Genomic DNA, 19,032 nt, shown 5'->3' with positions numbered 1-19,032 from the left:
TGACGCCGCTAATATTAAGACCCCTGTGTCCTGAACACTCGATCCCCTTGTGGCCGCTTAAGTCCACGACTGAATTGATCACACTGTGTCAGTAAAGGTAGGTGATCTCTGTTCTAAGCGCTGCAATCCAGATCAAGTTTCACCACCAGCGGGCAAACTTCACGGCAAGGCCCGAGACCACACTGACTTACGTTGTTGATTGCCACTCCACTCGCCGACACCATGAGATGAACATCGGGCCGCCCATTCACGTTTGTGTTAATAGGACGATATCGGCATCAAATCATTGATAAAAAACATGACTAATACTCTAAAAATATTTTCAAGCAATCCTTTATCGGCCAATGCTGACGGTGTGTTGCCCTTTAATCGGGAGGATCATAAAATGATGCAAATGATAATGCAATTGATAATTGATCTTATTTCGATTGTAAGTGATAATCTTACTCCATAAGGTAAAAATGATTGTGACGCGAGGTGAACGTGGGTTTTAAAAGGTATGCAATGGCGGGCGTCGCGTCAGTCAGTCTTCATGCAACGATTGTCTTGTTCACACCCGAGACAACCCTTCATGCCATGCCCGCAGGCAATCAGTCAACCTCGGTCTCAATCAATTTCCGATCTGCGCCCAGCGCTGCGAGCAGTCAACCTGCTGCCAAGCCACGCACTGAACAGACCGTTAAAGACCTCCCCTCTACTTCGAAGTCAGTGACTAAACCATCATCCACTGTCAAAACAGCGAAACCTCTCCCTGTTAAGGCCGATATGAAGCAAGCAACACCTGCCAAACAGCCGCCTGTCACCGTCACTAAACCTATGACCAAACCGGAAGCGACCACACAGGTGAAACCTAAAAAAGAAGTGGATCAAAACCAACCCGATCAACAGCCAGTCGCGTCAAGTCAGGGCGCCAGCGCCAAACCTGTGTTGATCACCAAACCCACCTTAATGTCGAAAGCAACCAAACCAATATATCCACGTATGGCGCGTAAACGCGGCATTGAAGGCGTCGCAGTATATGAGGTATGGATCGACAAAGACGGCAATCAAGTGAAACAGGTTCTTGTTTCTTCCTCTGGTGCCGCCACGCTGGATAAATCCGCGTTGAAAGCGATTAAACAGTGGCAATTTTCCCCTTATCGCGCGAATGGTCTGGTCGTGGCCCATCGCGTCAAAATACCCGTTCGTTTTAATTTGGATTGACCATGGAACACTTACAAAACTTACAGCAACAGTTTGGCTTAATGACTTGGCCGTTACTCCTTTGCTCTCTATTGACGGTTATGATCATCGCCGAGCGGCTCATGCAGGTCTTCATTAGTCTGGGCGTCGGTCGACGCGCGATTCGCGCAGAGCTGGCTAAGATCGATTCCAATGATCACCACCAGATTGAGCAGCTTGCTCAGCGCTGGTCTTTGCGCCGCCCCCTACTTTATAAAGGTGTTGCGGTATTATTGATGCACCACTCTTTTGCCAAAACACTGCGCGAAGACACCGCAGGTATGTGGCTGGAAGAAAAACGTCACCAATTGAATTCTGGCTTACGTGTACTGACGTTAATCGGTGTACTTAGCCCGCTTATCGGCCTACTCGGTACCGTACTCGGTTTGATTGATATGTTTAAAGGTATCGCCGCCTCTTCCGGCAGCGTGACGCCCAATGATTTGGCCGACGGTCTAGGCTTAGCCATGCGAACAACCGCCGCGGGCCTTATGATTGCCCTGCCGGCGATTGCAGCCGCCCAGTTGCTCGGGCTATGGGCCGACAAAGTGATGGCCAAACTCGAACATACCCTCAATTTTGTCAATCTGTGGCTAGAAGGTATTCGTTTGCAACCCTCGAATGTCTCCGCTGACTCAGACGTAACGACGCATCACGACACGGCGGAGTCCTCGCTAGGGACGAACTCATGATCACTGTCTCCCGTCGCCCATCACAGCAAGGTCTCACCCCAGATCTGACGCCTCTGCTTGACATCATTTTTATCGTCATGGTCTTTCTGATGTTAACCGCCGCCGTCAAGCTCGATTCGTTGGAAGTCGATTTACCGACGGTTGATGCGGCCAGCACCAGCCCAGTCGAGACAAAATCGATTACCGTCAATCTTCTTGACCACGAGCCTTACTGGGCGATAAACGGCAGAGAATACATTGACTGGGATAATTTTACCCTCGCGCTGCTGGAGGCACATCGCTCACAACAACAACCTTTAGTGATTGGAGCGGAAAAAACCGCCGACGTTCAATCTCTGGTCAAACTGCTGACTTTCTTGCAGGAAAACGGCATTGCAGCGACACAGTTACTTACCCAAGAGCCCACTTCATAGAGTCCATTATGCTGAATAGAATCATTACCTACACCTTCACCACCTTGTCGTGTTTTGCCCTGATGGGCAACGCCATGGCCAGCGAACGCATCATCAGTGCCGGAAGTGCTGTCACCGAATTGATCGTCGCATTGGGTCAACAAGACAAACTCATTGCGGTAGATATCACCAGCACACTGCCACCTGGTCTTAAACTGCCACCTGTCGGCTATCATAAACAGCTGTCTGCCGAAGGCCTGCTGACCCTCAACCCAACTCAGTTGATCGGCTCGGATGAAATGGGCCCGATCACCACTTTGAACCAACTCAAACAATCCGGTGTGGCGGTCAATATTGTCGATACGTCACCCACCGCTGAAGGGCTATTAAACCGCATTGATGAAATCGCCGCACTCACCGACAGTAATGACAATGCCGCAGCGCTCAAAGCCGAAGTCAGCCAGCGCATCGCACAGCTTGAACAAATCGCCATCAAACAACCAGTCAGCCAAAAGATCCTGTTCCTACTCATCAATGAAGGGCGCCCCGCCAATGTCGCCGGCGCCAATACCACACCCAACGCGATCATTGAACTTGCCGGTGGGACCAACCCAGCAGCAACTAAAATAGAGTCTTATAAACCCCTATCAACCGAGTCCATGCTCGAGATGCAGCCCGACATCATTCTGGTCAGTGGCCGCAGTTATAAAACGTTGGGTGGACCGGATGCGATCTTGGCGAAAATGCCCCTGTTGGCCGCCACACCGGCAGGACAGTCTAAACAAATCATTCAGATCGATGGCCGTGCACTGATCGGTGGGTTGGGCTTAAAAAGCCTCGCCGAAGCCCAGCGTTTAAGCCAAATCATCCACCCTTCTGAGTAACTCAGCCATGGTATTACGTCGTATTCCTTTCAGTGCCACTATGGGTGTGTTTATCGCAGCCCTCCTGTTGACGGCCCTATTTTCTATCACTGTTGGCCCGATGAACATCAGTATCACCGACAGCATCTACAGCCTGATCGTGCAATCTAACCAACTTGCGCCGCATATCAATTTGGTCATCCAAGATATTCGCCTACCTCGGACTTTGCTGTGTATGCTGGTCGGCGCAATACTCGCGCTCTGTGGAACGGTCATGCAGGGGCTGTTTCGCAACCCTCTCGCGGAACCGAGTGTCATTGGAGTCTCTGCTGGGGCTTCATTAGGTGCGGCCTTAGCGATTGTGTCATTTGCCGATGTTAGCCAACAATACCCACAACTGATGAATCTGGCCGCCATCCCGATCTTTGCTTTTTTTGGCGGCGCACTGGCCACCGTGATGGTGTATCGACTCGGCACCAGTAAATTGGGCACGTCCGTCACCATTATGCTGTTGGCTGGCGTCGCGATAAGCGCGCTCGCGTTCGCAGGAATTGGGCTAATGAACTTCATCGCCGATGATCAAATGCTGCGCGATCTGACCTTATGGCAAATGGGATCACTGGCGGGAGCCAGCTGGTCTAGTATCGCTCTGTGTGCCGTCACATTGGTTATCTTGCTGGGCCTGTTTATTCGTCAGGCAATGCCTCTCAATGCCCTGCTGCTGGGTGAATCCGAGGCCAAACACCTTGGCATCCCAGTACACAAACTCAAACGTCAACTGATCTTATTAACCGCTGCCGGGGTCGGCGTCACTGTCAGCGTCTCTGGGCTGATTGGTTTTATTGGTTTAGTGATCCCTCACCTTGGACGGATGCTCGCTGGGCCTGATCATCGCGTACTTCTTCCGATGTCCGCACTGATGGGCGCATTATTGCTCACCTTCGCCGATATGCTGTCACGGGTGGTCATCGCCCCTGCCGAGCTGCCCGTTGGGATCGTCACCGCAATCATAGGCGCGCCGTTCTTTATCTATGTCTTGTTTAATCAAAAAGGAAAAATCCTGTAATGAAAAAGGTCGTCCTTTCAGGAAGAAACCTCTCAATGCGCTTTGCAAACCAGACGGTACTGGACAAGCTTGATATCGACATACGAGCGGGTGAAGTCACTGCACTGCTTGGCCCCAACGGGGCGGGTAAAAGCACGTTGCTCAAACTGTTGTGTGGTGAAATCCCCTCCGAGCACCATGTGTCATATTTTGGCCAACCCAAGCAGCTGTGGACTGCCAGTGATCTAGCCAAACATGTGGCGATGCTGCCCCAACACAGCACGCTCAACTTCCCGTTTCTTGCTCAAGAAGTGGTGGAACTTGGGGCCATTCCCCTCGGTATTCGGAAAAAAGAAACCCAACAGCTCGCGCAGCAATACATGAAAATGACCGGGGTCGACCACCTTGCTGAGCGAGTCTATCCTGCGTTGTCTGGAGGGGAAAAACAACGCCTGCATTTGGCCCGGGTTTTGGTCCAACTTGCTCATTCTGGACAGGACAAGATTTTGATGCTCGACGAGCCCACCTCCGCACTGGATCTGGCCCATCAGCACAATACCTTAAAGATGGCTCGCCGCTTAGCCGATGAGAACAACACCGCGGTGGTGATCGTCATGCATGATCTCAATCTCGCCGCGCAGTACTCAGATCGCTTGGTTATTTTGCATCATGGCCGTCTGGTCTGTGACGCCGAGCCTTGGCAAGCTTTAACCCCTGCGATGATTGAAAAGGTCTACGGTTACCCTTGCCTGATCCAACCCCATCCTTACATGAACTTTCCCATGGTATTACCGAAGGCCGAACCCTTAATCGCAGAGTAACAAACAACTCGCTTCCCTCCACGTTTTTCCACATCGGGCTTGCTGTCCACTCCTCACCTTTTTCCATTTTCGCCTTTTCAGTTTGAGAAGGCGCTGGGCTCTGATCGCCCAATCTCCGCACAAAACTATGACATAACTGTGTAATTAGAACATTAATTATCCATTAATTATGAGTAAGAATGCTCCAGCTGCTTTCTAATTACCCTTAGGTCGACGCGCACAATCGAGACGTAGGCCTCTTAAAGCATAAATGCAGTGGAGTTGTGTTAAGTTGTCCAACTCAGTAGCAAACAATTAGGAAGCTATTGATATGAATAAAACAGTCTTTCCATTTACCACACTTTTATTGACGGCCAGCGCGCTAACGGGGGTAAGCCAAGCTCAAGCGAATGAGTCCATTTCCTTCTCTGGGGACTATTACGTCTATGGCTTAAGCTCCAGCGAGGTCATGACCACTAGGGATAGTAATGCCGCCGCGGGCATCGCTCGCGCTACCTTCAACTGGCAAGCGTACACCGATGAAACCGATCAAGACTCAGGCCAGCTTCAAATTCGAGTCGACCAAAAACACGCCTACACGGACGATTCTCCTTCTGGGTTTGTGATGGGTAACCTCGGTGGCTTTGGTTTGATACAGCCAGCGTTTAGTGACATTGGATTAAGGCTAACCAACTTATACTGGAAGCAAGAATTCAATGCCCAAGATACCGAGCTGATGGTCGGCTTTCTCGACAGTACCGACTACATCGATACATATGCGCTGGGTAACCCCTACTCTGGGTTTTCTAACTTGCACTTTAGTACCGGAGCGGGCGCCATTGCCATTCCCGATGAATCAACACTCGGTGTGTCTTTACGTCACATGATGTCAGATAATTATTACGCTTACTTCAGCTTCTCTGATGCGAAGGCCGATTCAACAGAACCGTTTGACGGGTTGGACAACTTCGTGAGTGATAACCAATATTTCAAATCGTTAGAAATCGGTTGGGTTTCCTCAAAGAACGCGTTTTATGTACAAAACTCGCACCTTATTGTCTGGCACAGTGATGGTTCAGGTATAGCGTCTAGTGAGAACTACGGTGCCAATTGGTCGACTATTTACATGATTGACAATTGGATGCCGTTCTTCCGTGCTGGAGTTGCAGAAGGCTCAGCTTCCCTTTACCAAGCTACTGTCGCGGCTGGGACTGGGTACTCAGGACTCGGCCCAGGCACGCTTGGCATTGCACTGGGTTGGGCCAAGCCAGTGGTCGATCAGTTCGATGATACCTTCAACTCCGAGATCTACTACAGTATGAAGTTTGGCCCTGTCTCCGTGACACCAAATATCCAATACATAAGTTCACTGCCGTCTAATTCGCAAGATGATAGTGCGTTTGTATTCGGTATACGTGGCCATGTGGGCTTCACTTTCTAACCAATAACGCTATGGCCCTAGTATTCGCTAGGGCTTTCTTTATAGGCAAAGCCCGTTTAGTCTCTGATCTTCTTGACCATATGCATTTCATCATATGACTGCCCCTCGGCACGAATGGCATCGGCTTCAATCGCGTATGAGGTAAAGCCAGCCCTCTCATACAGGGCAATAGCATGAGTATTATCCACCACAACCGATAGCTGGAGTTGAGCAATATCCGGCCTCTCAAAGGCACGATAGAACGATGCATTGAGTAGATCGGCTGCAATGCCTTGACCACGATAATCCGATTTGACATATATCCCCCACAGTTTGGCCTTATGACAAATCTTAGCCTTCTCTCCTTGGGAAAAACCAGCGATAGCCACCAGAGACACCCCATCAAAAGCACCTAAAATAAACGCGCTTTGCGAAGGCCTCACCCGTGCTCTCCAATGTTCATCACTGTGGGTAATCTCATCTTCCACACTGCTGGCAAATGACTGAGGTGATTGCCCTAAACTGAGTAATCTTAGGTCTTTATATTGTTGCCAGTCATTTTCCGCCAACGTTCTAACGTCCAAGTTGCGTCCTCCCTGTTAGCGACAGACACCATACACCGCGCTCTTAGGTTAACCGAATAATGGTCACGCTGTGATGGCACTGCTCTCCGGTTGTCCATTCAATTCGAGGTAAGATCAACGTCTAGACGGCTCATGCTCTTCGTACATTGGCAGTTGGATATCGATCTCTTCCCAATTTCCTCGTGAGGTAATGAAGTTATGCGATATTGGACGCTCTGCAATATCGCTGTCTATCACCCCCAAACGAATTCTCAGTTTGTCGGGTTTCGCCGCACTAGCACTATAAATGGGCGCACCGCAAGTCGCACAGAAATACTTACGCTTACCTGCGCTACTTTCATAGAACTTGAGAGTCCCCTCAGCATCGCTTAGGGTTAAATCCGCGGTATTGATAAACCCATTCGTCGCAAAGGCACTGCCGCTGGCTTTACGGCAACGTGAGCAATGACAATAGATCGGATCTGAAATACTCCCGTTCAGGGTGAATTGAATCGAGCCACACAAACAACTTCCTGTGTACATTTAACCTCCACAACGAATTAATATAACATATTGATTACGTTATCTTTATACATCAACTCAGTCAATATACATAGTCAAATATTGGCGGCAATCAGATCAATGTCCAAACCTATAATAATCCATACGTTAGACTTTGAGGGGCCCCGCTGCCCCCTATCATGAGGTGGGCTGCGGCGCGTTTCTACTCCTGAAGTTTCCCTACCGATAGCCAAAGACCGCTGTTATTTTGAGATTGATGTACTTCAACGGTATAACCCTCGTCGTTCATGTCGATTTTCGCTTCCCGTCCTTTGGTGTAATTAACACTGACGTCCTGAATTTGCGTCGAGCGCCCTCGTTTCCCTATTCGGTACCACAAATCATCACCACTCGGCGAGCGATGTGTGGTGACGGTATTGCCGTTTTTTGAAAGAGCAACGGAAGGAAAATGAGCCGTGTCGTAGATAAACGGGTAGGTGTTGGCCAGTCGAACGCGGTTTATCGGACTGGCACGGTGAACGGAAGACTCAGTATTGAATTCAATATCCAATCTATTAACGTCCAAATAACCGATACGAGTCCAGCCCTCTCTTGCTCCTGACTGGCTTTGTTCCCAACTGACAATAAGTTGGTGGGTGTCATTGACATCCACTTGGGGGCGGCTCAATGACCTCCCTTTGTCGTTCACAACGATATGAGGCCCATCAGGAAAGTCGATCGTCTTATCGCTCGCCAAAGACCCAACTGCATAATGTATATTGTCGTAATCGGTATCACTGAACACCACAACAATTTGATTATCATCAGTTAACGCCACGTCTGGGTAATACCCTTGAAAAGGCGATTTCCGAGCACTTTGCCATTGGATGTTGTTATTGACGATTTCACCCACTACAAACCAAATAGCGTTATTGTTTTGCGACTTATGTACCGCCACAATCATGCCGTTATCGTTGACAGAGACATTCGGCCTGATCCCCGACGAGTATTGCCCATGCCCCTGCCAGTCGATGCCGTAATCACGCTTATCCAGCGTGCCCAATCGGTACCATAAACCATCATTATTTTGTGAACGATGGACTTCGACGACACGATGACCACCCGCTTGAGAGTTGATGGACACCGCTGGCTCACGCCCTTGGTCATAGTTGTTGCGGTGCTTGATGGTGAAGGTCGCGAAATCTTGATCACGCCAGACATTTTGGTGCTCGCGCTTAAGCACTTTCTGATACTGACTATAGAAGGGGTAGTCGGTAGCGGGAAACGTTACCTGAATATTGTCGTTGTAGAATCGGTGGCCATATTGATCCCACTTATACACCCGCGAAAAACGCTGGGATTTATTGCGTTTTACCTTCGATATTGCCGATCTGTCACTGCCTGTAAAGTTAGCAAAATCCAGATCGCCGCCATACAAAAATTGAATATCGTTGCTTTTATTGGCTAAGTCACGGTCGGCATCATCATAAAACTTATCATGGTTTGAAATAACAAAGAGTTTGCCTTTCGCGTCCGCCATGGTCATCTCTGAAACGGCAGGAACATGATTTGGGGTCACCAGCTTGTCACCAAACACGCCTTTCACCCCATCAAGAAAGTCAGATAACTCGGACTCAGTCCAGCGGCTTTGCTGTTTAAAATCAACAGAAATAAACAAAGGAGGGTGTGATGAATGTAAATTCGACCAGTCGTTAATCAGGCTAAACCAGATCCGAAGATCAAACGAAGAGGGGTTAGCATTGTATTGGAGATAGACTTCGTCTCCGACTCCATCGTGCCCAATGCCCCCCATATCGTATTTGGGGTAAATATCAAACTCAAGGCCATAAACCCCATTATCTAGCTGCTGAATAATGGAGCCACTGTTACCATGGCCTTTGAGACTACCGGAATAGCTATTGTGAGTGGTTGCAAATGATTTATCAAGTAGTCGCACATCGTCTGATGACTGGACGAGTGACGGCATCAGCGCCGCCACCACCAGGTTAGCGAATAAGCATTTTTTAGCCAGCATCTATACACATCCTATGTAATATCGGGGTTTCATTCATTGCTCCTCATCGTCAATCTCGTAATAATAATGAGGTATGACCAGTATACAGACAAGAACAAAACAACCTAGTTGCATATTGAGTGTTTTTTGATCACCTTCTAAGTTCGCCTCAATAGCTCCCTTGGACACTGACGACCAAGGCGACCCTGAGGTCAGACTCAAACAAGGCTAGCAGGCCAAGGGCTGAGCTTCATGTATCGTTGGCGTGGGATCAGAGTTTTTTTCCTCCGCCGATGAAATCGTCGTCGAAATCAGCGATTCAAATAACGCTAACTGACCCGCGGGAATCAGGGGGTCTTGTATTTGTTGCCGTTTGGTTGAATCAAACCATCGTTCGGCTAACCAACCGACCAAATACAGTAAGGACAGGCACCCTCCTGCGGTTGCAATGTTACCATTTACCACCAAAGGGACGTCTTGAACATCACCTCCTAAGGCTTGCAACGCTGCCTTAGCATGTGGATTCGTAGTTAATGGTTTGCCTGTGAGCAGTCCCAGCTGATGCAGAATAAACGAACCTGCGCAAATTGAGCCGATGAGCTGCTTGGTCGGATCGAGGCGGAGTGCAGACATAAAATGCTCGTCTTGCATTGCGGCTGGAACACCAAGATAACCACTGGTGATAAGGACCGCATCTTGCTCACTCACTTCACAAAGATCCCCATCCGTTTTAACCATCATACCAAGATGTGAACGATGTTCTGACTTGGTTCCCAGTATTTTGACCGTCCAGCTGTCTGATGTTCTGCCAAGCAAATCATACAACAAGAAGAAATCCACATCAGTGAAATCATCAAATAACACAATACCCACTTTATACATACTCGCATTCCTCGTGATAAGGCAAAATCCAGCTTAACGCTAACTTAAGGTTCAAGCGATACCTAAGCTCAGTCGCCGCCATTGTGCCGTAAAGACCACGCTTAAACCAAACTGAACTGGCCAAATGTGACGGGAGACGGCCTAGGGAGGATGCCATGTGCATTCTCTACTGACACATTTTGACAACCACATCATTTACACTCCTGACATTGACAACACTTAACGAGACACGACATGTTTACCCTTGATTCTATTGTCCTTTACGTCACTGACATTCACGCGAGCCAAACGTTTTATGCCGATCTGTTTAACTGCAAGCCAACCCCATTGTCCCCAACGTTCGTCGCCATAAACTTAGCTGATAATATCAAAATCACGCTGAAACAAACGGCCCAATTAACCCCGGCTAGCGATGTTACCGGTGGCGGCACTGAGCTGTCTGTTGCAGTTGCTGACCAAGCCAGATTTGAAGAAGTCTATCGAGTGTGGGACGCTCAAGGTGTTGTGTTTGCCCAATATCCCGAAGCGCATTGCTATGGATTGAACTTTGTTGCCCTCGATCCCGATGGCCATCGTATTCGCGTTTTCATCGGATAAACGTCGTTAATGGCTCAAACAACGGCGGTGTTAAAAAGACACACATCGAACAAAAATAAGCCTGATAAAGTCAGGCTTATTTTTCACAAAATCATCAATAATCATTTATAAATCATAAAGTTATTCACTTATTATTCACATTGTGTTATTTGTTGGCACCTAGTTAAAATCCTTAACAAACAACGTGGAATCGCGCCCCAATGAACCTCATCAACATACTCGGTATCGTCACGTGTCTTGGCTTGACGTCGTCCGCTTTCGCCTCCAGTACTTATGTTTACTGTGGTGTCCCCGATGGCAGTGACTGGGAATGGTTGCTAGATACCGATGACAACTATATTTCCATCGAAGGTGAGTGGAAAAGAGTGACCCTCAACGATTCAAGTTACTTCAATGTGTTTAACGTCAGCGAGTCTGTCTTTAATCAGCGCACGTGGGAATGCCCAGCGGGCTACGTCGTCCAACCTGCCGATCGCAGCACATCTTTTTGGGAAGTCTTCCAAATAACCCGTGAAGATGGGTCGAGTTATCTCAAGGAAGGCCATAAATCTTACCATAATTCAATGCGTTATCAGGACCATTTCTTGCGTTCATTATAACCTGAGAGTGCGGTTGAGAAAGCTCAAACCGCCCATTTACCCCTAGTTTTAAACAGTGAGTAACCACAATGATAAAAACAACTCTGATTACTTTGGCCGCCTTATTGTCTGGCTTGAGCTCGTTTGCCCATGCATCAACCTATGTATATTGCGGTTTACCAGACGGCAGTGACTGGGAATGGCTTTTAGATTCAAACGACAATTACCAAACCATTGATGGAATATGGGGCCGGGCCATCCAAGCCAATGGCAACTACTACAACGTATTCCGTGTTAATGAAGCCCTCTTTGAAACTAAAGCCTTTAGCTGTCCAGGCGGATATGTGCCCCAACCTGCGGAAAGCGGTGCCTCTCGCTGGGAAGTGTTTGAAATCATCCGAGCTGATGGCAGTCGCTACCTCATTGACGGCCATAAAACCATTTACAATGCGGGTGGCTCGTCAATTTCGTCGGCCTTTCGCCTGTAAAGCTGAGTTTAGGACACTGCGTTATGCACCTAAACCCTGCTCTTTTTGCTGTTTTGTGTGATTTTGTATAGCTAAAGCGTGTGATTGAGCTAATGAATCAAGCAAACACTTCTGAACCATGGTACGCAGGGTAACTTATGCTGGACACGTAACCAGTCTACATTTGGGCAAGGATGCCACTGTTTCTTTAACCCCTAGTTGAGTTCATGTACTACGAATTCTTCATTACCACTGGGTTTCTTGTTTACTCGCTTTATAGTTCTCACTATACATTATTGAAATTGTATCATAGCTGCACATATCAACGCCGGATTGACAATAATCGCTGATCACCTTGTCCATGATTTGTCTATCTGTCGCTTTCGACGCGGTTTTAAACGCATTTAAATTTTGCTGCTCCATCATACGAAGCGTTGTCTCTTGGCACATATCCAAACCAGAGTCACAATAATCGTGTTTCACTCGTTCTTTAATATAATTAAGTACTTCCTTTTTCTCACTTTCACTGCCTTTAAAATCCATCGGATGAATAAAATCTGCGAAAGCATTGGCTGACAACAAAGCCCCTAAAACAAACATAGTTTTCATATTGATCTCCTATTCAACCCGTATTATATGAGATTGCATAGAATACAATCAAGCGCTTAGCCGGACTTACACCGACTTAAGCGAGGATACTTGTTAGACGACCCTGAGAAAAATAAACAAACCCTTTCACTTCACCAATACCTTCTCAGATTTTACTGGCATAGCACTTTGCAATAGTCATGCTCTTTTACGTGTTGAGTTCGTATATTGGCGTCATGATTCATAGACAAGGAGGCCTATTTCAGATGAAGTCACTTGCCCATCATTAGTTAAAATTGAGGCCCTTTACTTTGAAAATGGCTATTTTCATATCCATGTCACTTTGACTATTGATGCGTTAGAAGGAAAACAGTGGGAGGTGTTTTTCATTATATTGAAGTGGAGGGGGACAAGGGTTAACACATTATAAATGATTCACATAGAGATAAATCTTTCAGCCTCAATGAAACACTCTCCGGACAAAAAGGGAAACGGGAAGACCAAGGAAGTGAAATTAAAGCGCTATTTGAACATTCATGCTGCCATACTCACCCGCCAGTCCCTGCTGCACGCAGGGAGCTTATGGTTGGCAACTCTTACTGAGTGTCCCCTATGCAGATGGGGGCTCAGCAGTGAGCAGAATGATGTTGAAAACAACACAATCGATACCTTTAAACGTGGTTATTGGTTTGCATTGATAAAGCGTTCAGCGCTGGCAAATAGGCTGTCGCACATTTTTTTCTGTTTGGTATATTCAGGCGTCCCTTCGGTTAGACCATCAAGCACTTCTTTTGCTTTATTGTATTCTCCAACCATATGAGCAAATCGTGCTTCAAAGTCACTTTTACGCATTTTTTTGCCTACTCTTCTTACAGGTTTTTTCATGTCGCCCTCTCAATATTACCAATCTAATTGTTTTTTTTGCTCACGCTCTATAAGAATGTCTTCAATCTTTTTTCTTATTTGATGAATGTTATCGGGCCGTTCATCTTTGTGATCACTCTTGACGTCAATCGGTTTCGACTCACCGCGATTAGGCTTCTTTTTCAAGATGACTCTCCTTCTCTGATTGGATGTAAAAATACCCCAAAATCAAACCTTGCGAATCTTTGATCTCACCCGTACTGCTGGACTCACAGTAAGAAAAATCCAAATCAAAGAAATGGGTATTCACTCTGGGTAAAATGTGACGCTTGAGTACATCGCTATTAAGCTGATGAATAGTGGCAGACCAAGAGGTCTCGCTATGATGAAGGTGGTATTTAATTCTGAACAACGAGTTTTTGTCCTTGGGGTATTTTCTGCTCTCGCAAGACGTAATACCAATATATTTTTCTATGGTTTCTTCGACTCATTTCACTCCTTAGTAGGGGGAGAATAAAGGGATCTCGCCGCACTGATCGTCGGCGAAATCGCGCGATAAGCGCTTATAATACAGTCACATTGGCCGCTTGAGGACCCTTGTCACCTTGTTCAGCCTCAAAGGAGACTTTTTGACCTTCCGATAAGGTTCTGAAGCCATCGCTAGCGATGGATCTGAAATGAACAAACAGATCAGCGCCACCATTGTCTGGTGTAATGAACCCAAAACCTTTTGATTCGTTGAACCATTTGACTAGGCCAGTTGTTTTATTTGACATATATATCTCGATAAATAAATTGATTAAGTTAATCAGTAAGCTACTAAATAAGGAATGAAGAAAAAGGTATCGCAGGATAAATATGACGAGTGAAATCGAAAAAAAACTGAGAAGGTCTTGAACTAAATAGATTAATAATAGCTCACTGTTTGAGCTGGTAACACTATACACTAAGTCTCGATAATAGATACATGTTTCTTCGTTTGTTTTTCATTTTCATAGTTATCAATCATTTACGATCGAAAAAGACAAGAACTGTATTCTTCCTACTGGAATGTTGATCAAATGAACATAAAAACCTAGGTCAAACAAACCCACGGCAGTGTACGTCATGCTACCACTCAAATTTCGTGGTATCGCATTGCAAGAGCGTATCTCTCTTGCCGAGACAGAGCTAGAACAGAAAAGAACATTATCCCAGTCAACTGTCAGGAGAAACGAAGCAGTCGCTGCGCTGAGAAATGGGACCATGAGGGAATGGAAAGCCGAGTCTGGTTATCACTATCGCTCAATATCTGAGACAGCCATGTCCCGATACAAAGGACTCACCAGCGGTAAACTGAGCTTTAGGTGTTACCACACTCAAGTGGGCGAAATCATGGCGACTGTCAACGCTATAAACAAAGTCATAGGACTAGGTATGCCCGTTAGAAACTAACAACTCGTCCTATCTGGCGTCGTTGATCTTCAAACTGATGTGATCAACAACGCCCATCATCCGTTCATAGTCTTGGCAGAATAGCCATTACGAGTGTTAGAGCTTGGTTTATTGGCGTGTTTTTCGTAACCAAGGTGGTCACCCAATTCAGCATTGAGTGCAGTTTCAACAGTCACCTTGGTTAATATTTTGCGAAAATCATCGAGATCAGATTCAGTCTTGATTGACTTAGCAGCTTCACGAGCAAAAGCTTCAAGTGCTTTCTTATCCATGTTGTCTATCCTTAGCCCTTAAGGCTTAAGCTTAGACAGTTACACAGAATGTAGGACAGTCTCGCACAACAATAATAAATTATGATTGCTCCAATATCTTTAATATTTTGCCATCTAAGCTAATTTCTGCCTTTACAAAGCTTGTTACAATACTCCCGACGCTATTTTTTCCACGATAAACGATTTTGACTATCAGAGAATCTCCCTTATCCCAGTAAACCGTCTCATCGTGCTCATAGCTGTCAGGGTCCTTCATCGCCCCTTTTATGAGCCGCTCAAGGCCTCTATGTGAGCCGTCCCAAGTACTGAACTGCCGTTCAATTCTTGTTCTGCGTTCCGTAACAACAGCGCTTTCTTTTTCCACTTTACCTTTCAATACCGTTTCAGCACGTTTCAAAAGAGCGTTGAGTTCATCATCATTAGCGACGGAATATTTACTGAACTCCGATACTAATGGTGCGTCATTCGCGTCAATTGCTTTCTCTAATGATTGGATTATGTTGTCCTTATTAGCGATATAGTACTCAATCAATGCTTCTTTATTCAACGTTTCTGTTTTAGCCTCTGGTGGAAGGTCACTTTCTATATCTGTGATTAACACCAAAATAAAGAAGGCGACAAAAAGAGCAATCATATAACTTGTTCTTTCTTTAATTGATAATTTCTTTTTTGTCTTAGAATAGACGAGCTTTCTTACAGGAGGGAGCAGAAGAAACGACATCGCAATTATCACTATAAAAGGTAATGGTATGATTAAAGATGAAGGTATAAATAATCCCACAACACCAAAAAGCAACAACGCACTACCGCATATCCAGCTCAACACAAGACAAAAAAGCTTCATATTTCTCTAACCTTAACTTTAGTCATATTCCATTTACTCTTGTCATTATCAGGAGTAAACACGGTTTTATATAATTGTATCATATGCTCATGGTGTTATAGTATTGAAACTTATAGAGATTTTGCTCTGCCCCGACAAAAGCAAAGACCACCATCACTGTAAATACAACACAGATTCCTTTCTTCTATGAAATATCGGTAAATGTCTATCAAGGGATTTGCAGTCTTGAACGATGCTACAAGTGCTATTTTCTGGTCGTGGAAACAACAACGTGAGTGATTTATGAGCAATGAATAACAGTAAAAATGCCTGTCCCTATTAGAAATAAAAACGCGCTGGATATCAGGCAAAGTACCTTGGAATTCTTAAACATAACAAGTGAGTGAGTGAGTCTAAAAGTATGCTGGCAGTGAACCATCAAAAAGCGCTTGGTCCTTTGAGTAGATCATGCAGTCAGAATCCTGAATACTAACAAAACCAAGTTTACGGTAAAACTCTTGATCGATGTCACTATACAAGTATAAAGCCTTGCAAGCGTGCTTACTGAATAACTCTGCTTTAATTCGATTAACCAACTTAGACGCATAACCTTTGCGCCTTAGTTCTAGGGGTGTGGCCACAGAGCCAAGACCAAAACAGCCTTCTCTCAGATCAAACATGCGGCTATAAACAATAAGAGACGATACGACTTGATCCTTGTCAACTAACACGTACCAAATACCAGCGGCATATTTTTCACTGTTCCGACAACTGGTTAAATACGCCTGCAGAGAAAGGCCGCCACTCCAAGTATCGACCCCCATTGAATAGATAACATCTAACTCATTAGCCTCTGCTTTCCTTAACCTCATTCTTATCCATCCCCTAATTTAACGAAAAGGCTTAACGCCTTGTTAAGTCGCAACTATGAAACTCAACCAAACCGAAAAAGTCCAACTGTTAGCAGTCTGCATGAACAGTTCCAATTTAAAACCAAAAGCGGCACACGTCACGCGTCTATCTAATGAAATTGTTTGTGTCAATACGCTGAACCATCTTTTCGAGACGCAATCCAGTCACCAGACTCTTCGATGACCCACTGAAAATCATCGTCTGGATAATGAGCTTTATCGCCCCCGACCCTGCTGCCAATGACGATGAACTTAGCTTGGTTATCACTGCGATTAATTAGATGGTGGCCGTTCTCTATTCCCGCGGGAAAACCAACACACATGCCCGCAGACATGACTTGTTCATCACTATTTGTCACTAAGGACAGTTCACCTTCCAGAATATATAGAAATTCATCGGATTTGGTATGCCAATGTCTCAGTGCTGATTGTGCATTGGGTTCAAGAATCTCTAGATTAACGCCAAATTGAGTCAATCCAAAGGGATCACCTAAATTTTTACATTCTGAGTGTCCTAAACGCGACTTAAATGGCTTCGGAGTTCATTGATAAGCTCGTTTGCGGCAGCATTGAAGTCTGCTGGGTGAGCCTGAGCTGTGATACTGTCAATAAACGGCTTTACGCTTAGATTACGAAGTGACGCAATTCGACGATTTTTGGTTAGTCATGACATTCTTAGGTCGAAGGAAACCCACGATCACGACAGTTCTTGAGTAGGTAAATACGGGTGTCGACGTCATGGCTGGCGGTTTTGAATAAGTCCATTGTCTCAGTCAATCCTTGCGGTTTAACTTATTACCCTTCAGATATGAAATAAGCCGTTGATAATCAACGGCTTATTTCATTTAAAAAGTGGCGGAGAGATAGGGATTTGAACCCTAGAACCGCTATTAACGGTTGCCGGTTTTCAAGACCGGTGCTTTCGACCACTCAGCCATCTCTCCACAGCGGGGGAATACTAAATGTTGGCATGAAGTTTGTAAAGCTTTATTTATAGCGGAAAGGGCTCATTAGGCTAGACTAACCATTTGGTTTCACGGGATTTTGATGCGGTAACGCACAAAAACGCCAAGACACTATTGGTTGATTAATCAACAGGCTATTTTGCAATAAAATAATGTTTTATTAATAAGATGTTGAATTTAATAAATAAATTGCCATTGAGCAAACAAGTGTAAGCTATAAAGTGATTGCAGGTAATTGTGAACTGGTTCAAAATTACGTCATTGAGTAACCGACTCTTGATTTGCTGAGGTTTTATGAAAGTAGCAGACCTGTTTAAACATCGTGGTGATAAACAACATTCTGAATTCATGCAGTGGATGGCACCCGCTGTGCGTGAATATTGGGATGAAGTTTTGCACAAGGCACACGCCCACCATTTGTTTACGCGTGTTAGAGATCTGCAAAACCCTGCAATCCATGACGAACGCCAAATACCGGCAACGCCTCAGCAAACACCGTCAGCCGATATTGACGTGATGCCGGAAGCTCAGAGCCTCTATTATGAATTGCAATGTCAACTGGGTGAAGTCATTCATACGGGTCGCTGGTTAGCCATATCACAAGACCGAATTGACCAGTTTGGTCAGGTCACCGAAGACATGCAGTGGATCCATACCGATCCGGAACGCGCACAGCAAGACTCGCCGTTCAAAACAACGGTTGCGCATGGATTTTTGACCTTAGCACTGTTGCCAAAATTGACCGATAGCATTGGCCCAGATCATACGCTTTTTCCCACCGCTAAAATGGTGGTCAATATTGGTCTCAATCAAGTTCGTTTCCCTTATCCCGTTAAATCTGGAAGCCGTATCCGTGCCGTTAGTACGCTGTCCAAGGTCACTCCTGTCCGAAAAGGCTTGGAAATTGAGCGTGAAATTAAGATTGAAATTGAAGGCGTAAGGCGCCCAGGCGCGATTGTCGTTTCCGTGATCCAATTGCATTTCTAATCGATTCAACGCAAAAAAAGGGCGCCTCAGCGCTAATGCCGATCAGTTAAGGCATTAATCGGCAGATCAATTGAACGATCCTCCCAATATGTAAAAATCCGATAGACCCTGTTTATCGGATTTTTTTATGCACGTTTCTCAAGCTCTCGACAT

General features: G+C 45.9%; 23 protein-coding genes, 1 tRNA gene and 2 pseudogenes. 12 read left to right on the top strand and 14 right to left on the bottom strand.

Annotation, left to right across the window (positions count from 1 at the left end):
• Positions 1–504 precede the first annotated feature (504 nt).
• The 7 genes from HLM86_RS10330 to HLM86_RS10300 all read left to right on the top strand — a co-directional run bounded on the left by HLM86_RS10330 (position 505) and on the right by HLM86_RS10300 (position 6,454).
• Positions 505–1,203 carry an energy transducer TonB gene (locus HLM86_RS10330; RefSeq protein ID WP_170882765.1) on the top strand — a complete coding sequence of 233 codons (699 nt, stop codon included), beginning with the start codon at positions 505–507 and terminating at the stop codon, positions 1,201–1,203.
• A 2-nt stretch (positions 1,204–1,205) separates the two neighbouring features.
• Positions 1,206–1,913 (top strand): MotA/TolQ/ExbB proton channel family protein, encoded by a 708-nt coding sequence (locus HLM86_RS10325; protein WP_170882764.1) that lies wholly within the window; start codon positions 1,206–1,208, stop codon positions 1,911–1,913.
• On the top strand, positions 1,910–2,326 hold the full coding sequence (locus tag HLM86_RS10320) for an ExbD/TolR family protein (protein ID WP_076589199.1): 417 nt from the start codon (positions 1,910–1,912) through the stop codon (positions 2,324–2,326). Before HLM86_RS10325 ends, HLM86_RS10320 begins: the two co-directional genes overlap by 4 nt.
• 8 nt (positions 2,327–2,334) lie before the next feature.
• Positions 2,335–3,189 carry a heme/hemin ABC transporter substrate-binding protein gene (locus tag HLM86_RS10315; protein WP_076589200.1) on the top strand — a complete coding sequence of 285 codons (855 nt, stop codon included), beginning with the start codon at positions 2,335–2,337 and terminating at the stop codon, positions 3,187–3,189.
• 7 nt (positions 3,190–3,196) lie between these two features.
• The gene (locus HLM86_RS10310) at positions 3,197–4,234 is read left to right on the top strand and encodes a FecCD family ABC transporter permease (RefSeq protein ID WP_170882763.1); all 1,038 of its coding nucleotides are present in this window, start codon (positions 3,197–3,199) and stop codon (positions 4,232–4,234) included.
• On the top strand, positions 4,234–5,034 hold the full coding sequence (locus tag HLM86_RS10305; protein WP_076589202.1) for a heme ABC transporter ATP-binding protein: 801 nt from the start codon (positions 4,234–4,236) through the stop codon (positions 5,032–5,034). The genes HLM86_RS10310 and HLM86_RS10305 overlap by 1 nt, the downstream gene beginning before the upstream one ends.
• 310 nt (positions 5,035–5,344) lie before the next feature.
• Entirely contained in the window at positions 5,345–6,454 is a 1,110-nt protein-coding gene (locus HLM86_RS10300) for a carbohydrate porin (RefSeq protein ID WP_076589203.1), read from the top strand.
• 56 nt (positions 6,455–6,510) lie between these two features.
• Here HLM86_RS10300 and HLM86_RS10295 read toward each other — a convergent pair whose 3' ends face one another.
• The 4 genes from HLM86_RS10295 to HLM86_RS10280 form a co-directional block, all read right to left on the bottom strand.
• Positions 6,511–7,017: a GNAT family N-acetyltransferase gene (locus tag HLM86_RS10295; RefSeq protein WP_076589204.1), complete on the bottom strand. Its 507-nt coding sequence runs from the start codon at positions 7,015–7,017 to the stop codon at positions 6,511–6,513.
• 114 nt (positions 7,018–7,131) lie between these two features.
• On the bottom strand, positions 7,132–7,539 hold the full coding sequence (locus HLM86_RS10290; protein WP_170882762.1) for a GFA family protein: 408 nt from the start codon (positions 7,537–7,539) through the stop codon (positions 7,132–7,134).
• Between the two features lie 181 nt (positions 7,540–7,720).
• The gene (locus HLM86_RS10285) at positions 7,721–9,532 is read right to left on the bottom strand and encodes a PI-PLC domain-containing protein (RefSeq protein ID WP_170882761.1); all 1,812 of its coding nucleotides are present in this window, start codon (positions 9,530–9,532) and stop codon (positions 7,721–7,723) included.
• A 207-nt stretch (positions 9,533–9,739) separates the two neighbouring features.
• Positions 9,740–10,393 carry a DJ-1/PfpI family protein gene (locus HLM86_RS10280; RefSeq protein ID WP_170882760.1) on the bottom strand — a complete coding sequence of 218 codons (654 nt, stop codon included), beginning with the start codon at positions 10,391–10,393 and terminating at the stop codon, positions 9,740–9,742.
• Positions 10,394–10,627: 234 nt separating this feature from the next.
• Here HLM86_RS10280 and HLM86_RS10275 point away from each other — a divergent pair, with 234 nt between their 5' ends.
• From HLM86_RS10275 to HLM86_RS10265, 3 genes are all read left to right on the top strand, one after another.
• The gene (locus HLM86_RS10275; protein WP_076589208.1) at positions 10,628–10,990 is read left to right on the top strand and encodes a VOC family protein; all 363 of its coding nucleotides are present in this window, start codon (positions 10,628–10,630) and stop codon (positions 10,988–10,990) included.
• Between the two features lie 200 nt (positions 10,991–11,190).
• The gene (locus tag HLM86_RS10270; RefSeq protein WP_076589209.1) at positions 11,191–11,589 is read left to right on the top strand and encodes a hypothetical protein; all 399 of its coding nucleotides are present in this window, start codon (positions 11,191–11,193) and stop codon (positions 11,587–11,589) included.
• A gap of 68 nt (positions 11,590–11,657) precedes the next feature.
• Positions 11,658–12,056: a hypothetical protein gene (locus HLM86_RS10265; RefSeq protein WP_076589210.1), complete on the top strand. Its 399-nt coding sequence runs from the start codon at positions 11,658–11,660 to the stop codon at positions 12,054–12,056.
• Between the two features lie 225 nt (positions 12,057–12,281).
• Here the strand turns inward: HLM86_RS10265 and HLM86_RS10260 are convergent, their stop codons facing one another.
• The 5 genes from HLM86_RS10260 to cspE all read right to left on the bottom strand — a co-directional run bounded on the left by HLM86_RS10260 (position 12,282) and on the right by cspE (position 14,263).
• A complete protein-coding gene (locus HLM86_RS10260) occupies positions 12,282–12,644 on the bottom strand; it encodes a hypothetical protein (RefSeq protein ID WP_170882759.1) in 363 nt (120 codons plus the stop codon).
• 660 nt (positions 12,645–13,304) lie between these two features.
• Positions 13,305–13,508, bottom strand: coding sequence for a hypothetical protein (locus tag HLM86_RS10255; protein ID WP_076589212.1), 204 nt, complete (start codon positions 13,506–13,508; stop codon positions 13,305–13,307).
• 15 nt (positions 13,509–13,523) lie between these two features.
• Positions 13,524–13,673: a hypothetical protein gene (locus HLM86_RS10250; RefSeq protein WP_170882758.1), complete on the bottom strand. Its 150-nt coding sequence runs from the start codon at positions 13,671–13,673 to the stop codon at positions 13,524–13,526.
• Positions 13,657–13,899, bottom strand: a complete 243-nt coding sequence (locus HLM86_RS10245) for a hypothetical protein (protein WP_076589213.1) — start codon at positions 13,897–13,899, stop codon at positions 13,657–13,659. The genes HLM86_RS10250 and HLM86_RS10245 overlap by 17 nt, the downstream gene beginning before the upstream one ends.
• A 151-nt stretch (positions 13,900–14,050) precedes the next feature.
• Positions 14,051–14,263, bottom strand: a complete 213-nt coding sequence (gene cspE, locus HLM86_RS10240; protein ID WP_076589277.1) for a transcription antiterminator/RNA stability regulator CspE — start codon at positions 14,261–14,263, stop codon at positions 14,051–14,053.
• 433 nt (positions 14,264–14,696) lie between these two features.
• Here cspE and HLM86_RS10235 point away from each other — a divergent pair.
• Positions 14,697–14,921: pseudogene (locus tag HLM86_RS10235) on the top strand (IS5-like element ISVa1 family transposase); the annotation flags it as partial.
• A 65-nt stretch (positions 14,922–14,986) separates the two neighbouring features.
• On the opposite strand, the pseudogene HLM86_RS10230 reads toward HLM86_RS10235, so the two are convergent.
• From HLM86_RS10230 to HLM86_RS10210, 5 genes and pseudogenes are all read right to left on the bottom strand, one after another.
• Positions 14,987–15,193: pseudogene (locus tag HLM86_RS10230) on the bottom strand (transposase); the annotation flags it as partial.
• Positions 15,194–15,272: 79 nt separating this feature from the next.
• Entirely contained in the window at positions 15,273–16,037 is a 765-nt protein-coding gene (locus HLM86_RS10225; protein WP_076589215.1) for an AI-2E family transporter, read from the bottom strand.
• A gap of 392 nt (positions 16,038–16,429) precedes the next feature.
• Positions 16,430–16,888 (bottom strand): GNAT family N-acetyltransferase, encoded by a 459-nt coding sequence (locus HLM86_RS10220; protein ID WP_076589216.1) that lies wholly within the window; start codon positions 16,886–16,888, stop codon positions 16,430–16,432.
• A gap of 167 nt (positions 16,889–17,055) precedes the next feature.
• Positions 17,056–17,403 carry a cupin domain-containing protein gene (locus tag HLM86_RS10215; protein ID WP_170882757.1) on the bottom strand — a complete coding sequence of 116 codons (348 nt, stop codon included), beginning with the start codon at positions 17,401–17,403 and terminating at the stop codon, positions 17,056–17,058.
• A 377-nt stretch (positions 17,404–17,780) separates the two neighbouring features.
• Positions 17,781–17,871 (bottom strand) — tRNA-Ser (locus HLM86_RS10210).
• 315 nt (positions 17,872–18,186) lie between these two features.
• On the opposite strand from HLM86_RS10210, the gene HLM86_RS10205 reads away from it, so the two are divergent.
• Complete coding sequence (locus HLM86_RS10205) at positions 18,187–18,879, top strand: MaoC family dehydratase (RefSeq protein ID WP_170882756.1); 693 nt, start codon at positions 18,187–18,189, stop codon at positions 18,877–18,879.
• Positions 18,880–19,032 lie beyond the last annotated feature (153 nt).

Source organism: Vibrio ostreicida (genome assembly GCF_013074385.2).
Lineage (GTDB): Bacteria > Pseudomonadota > Gammaproteobacteria > Enterobacterales > Vibrionaceae > Vibrio > Vibrio ostreicida.
Note: the sequence above shows the minus strand (reverse complement) of the source record. Positions and strands in the feature narration are given on the sequence as shown.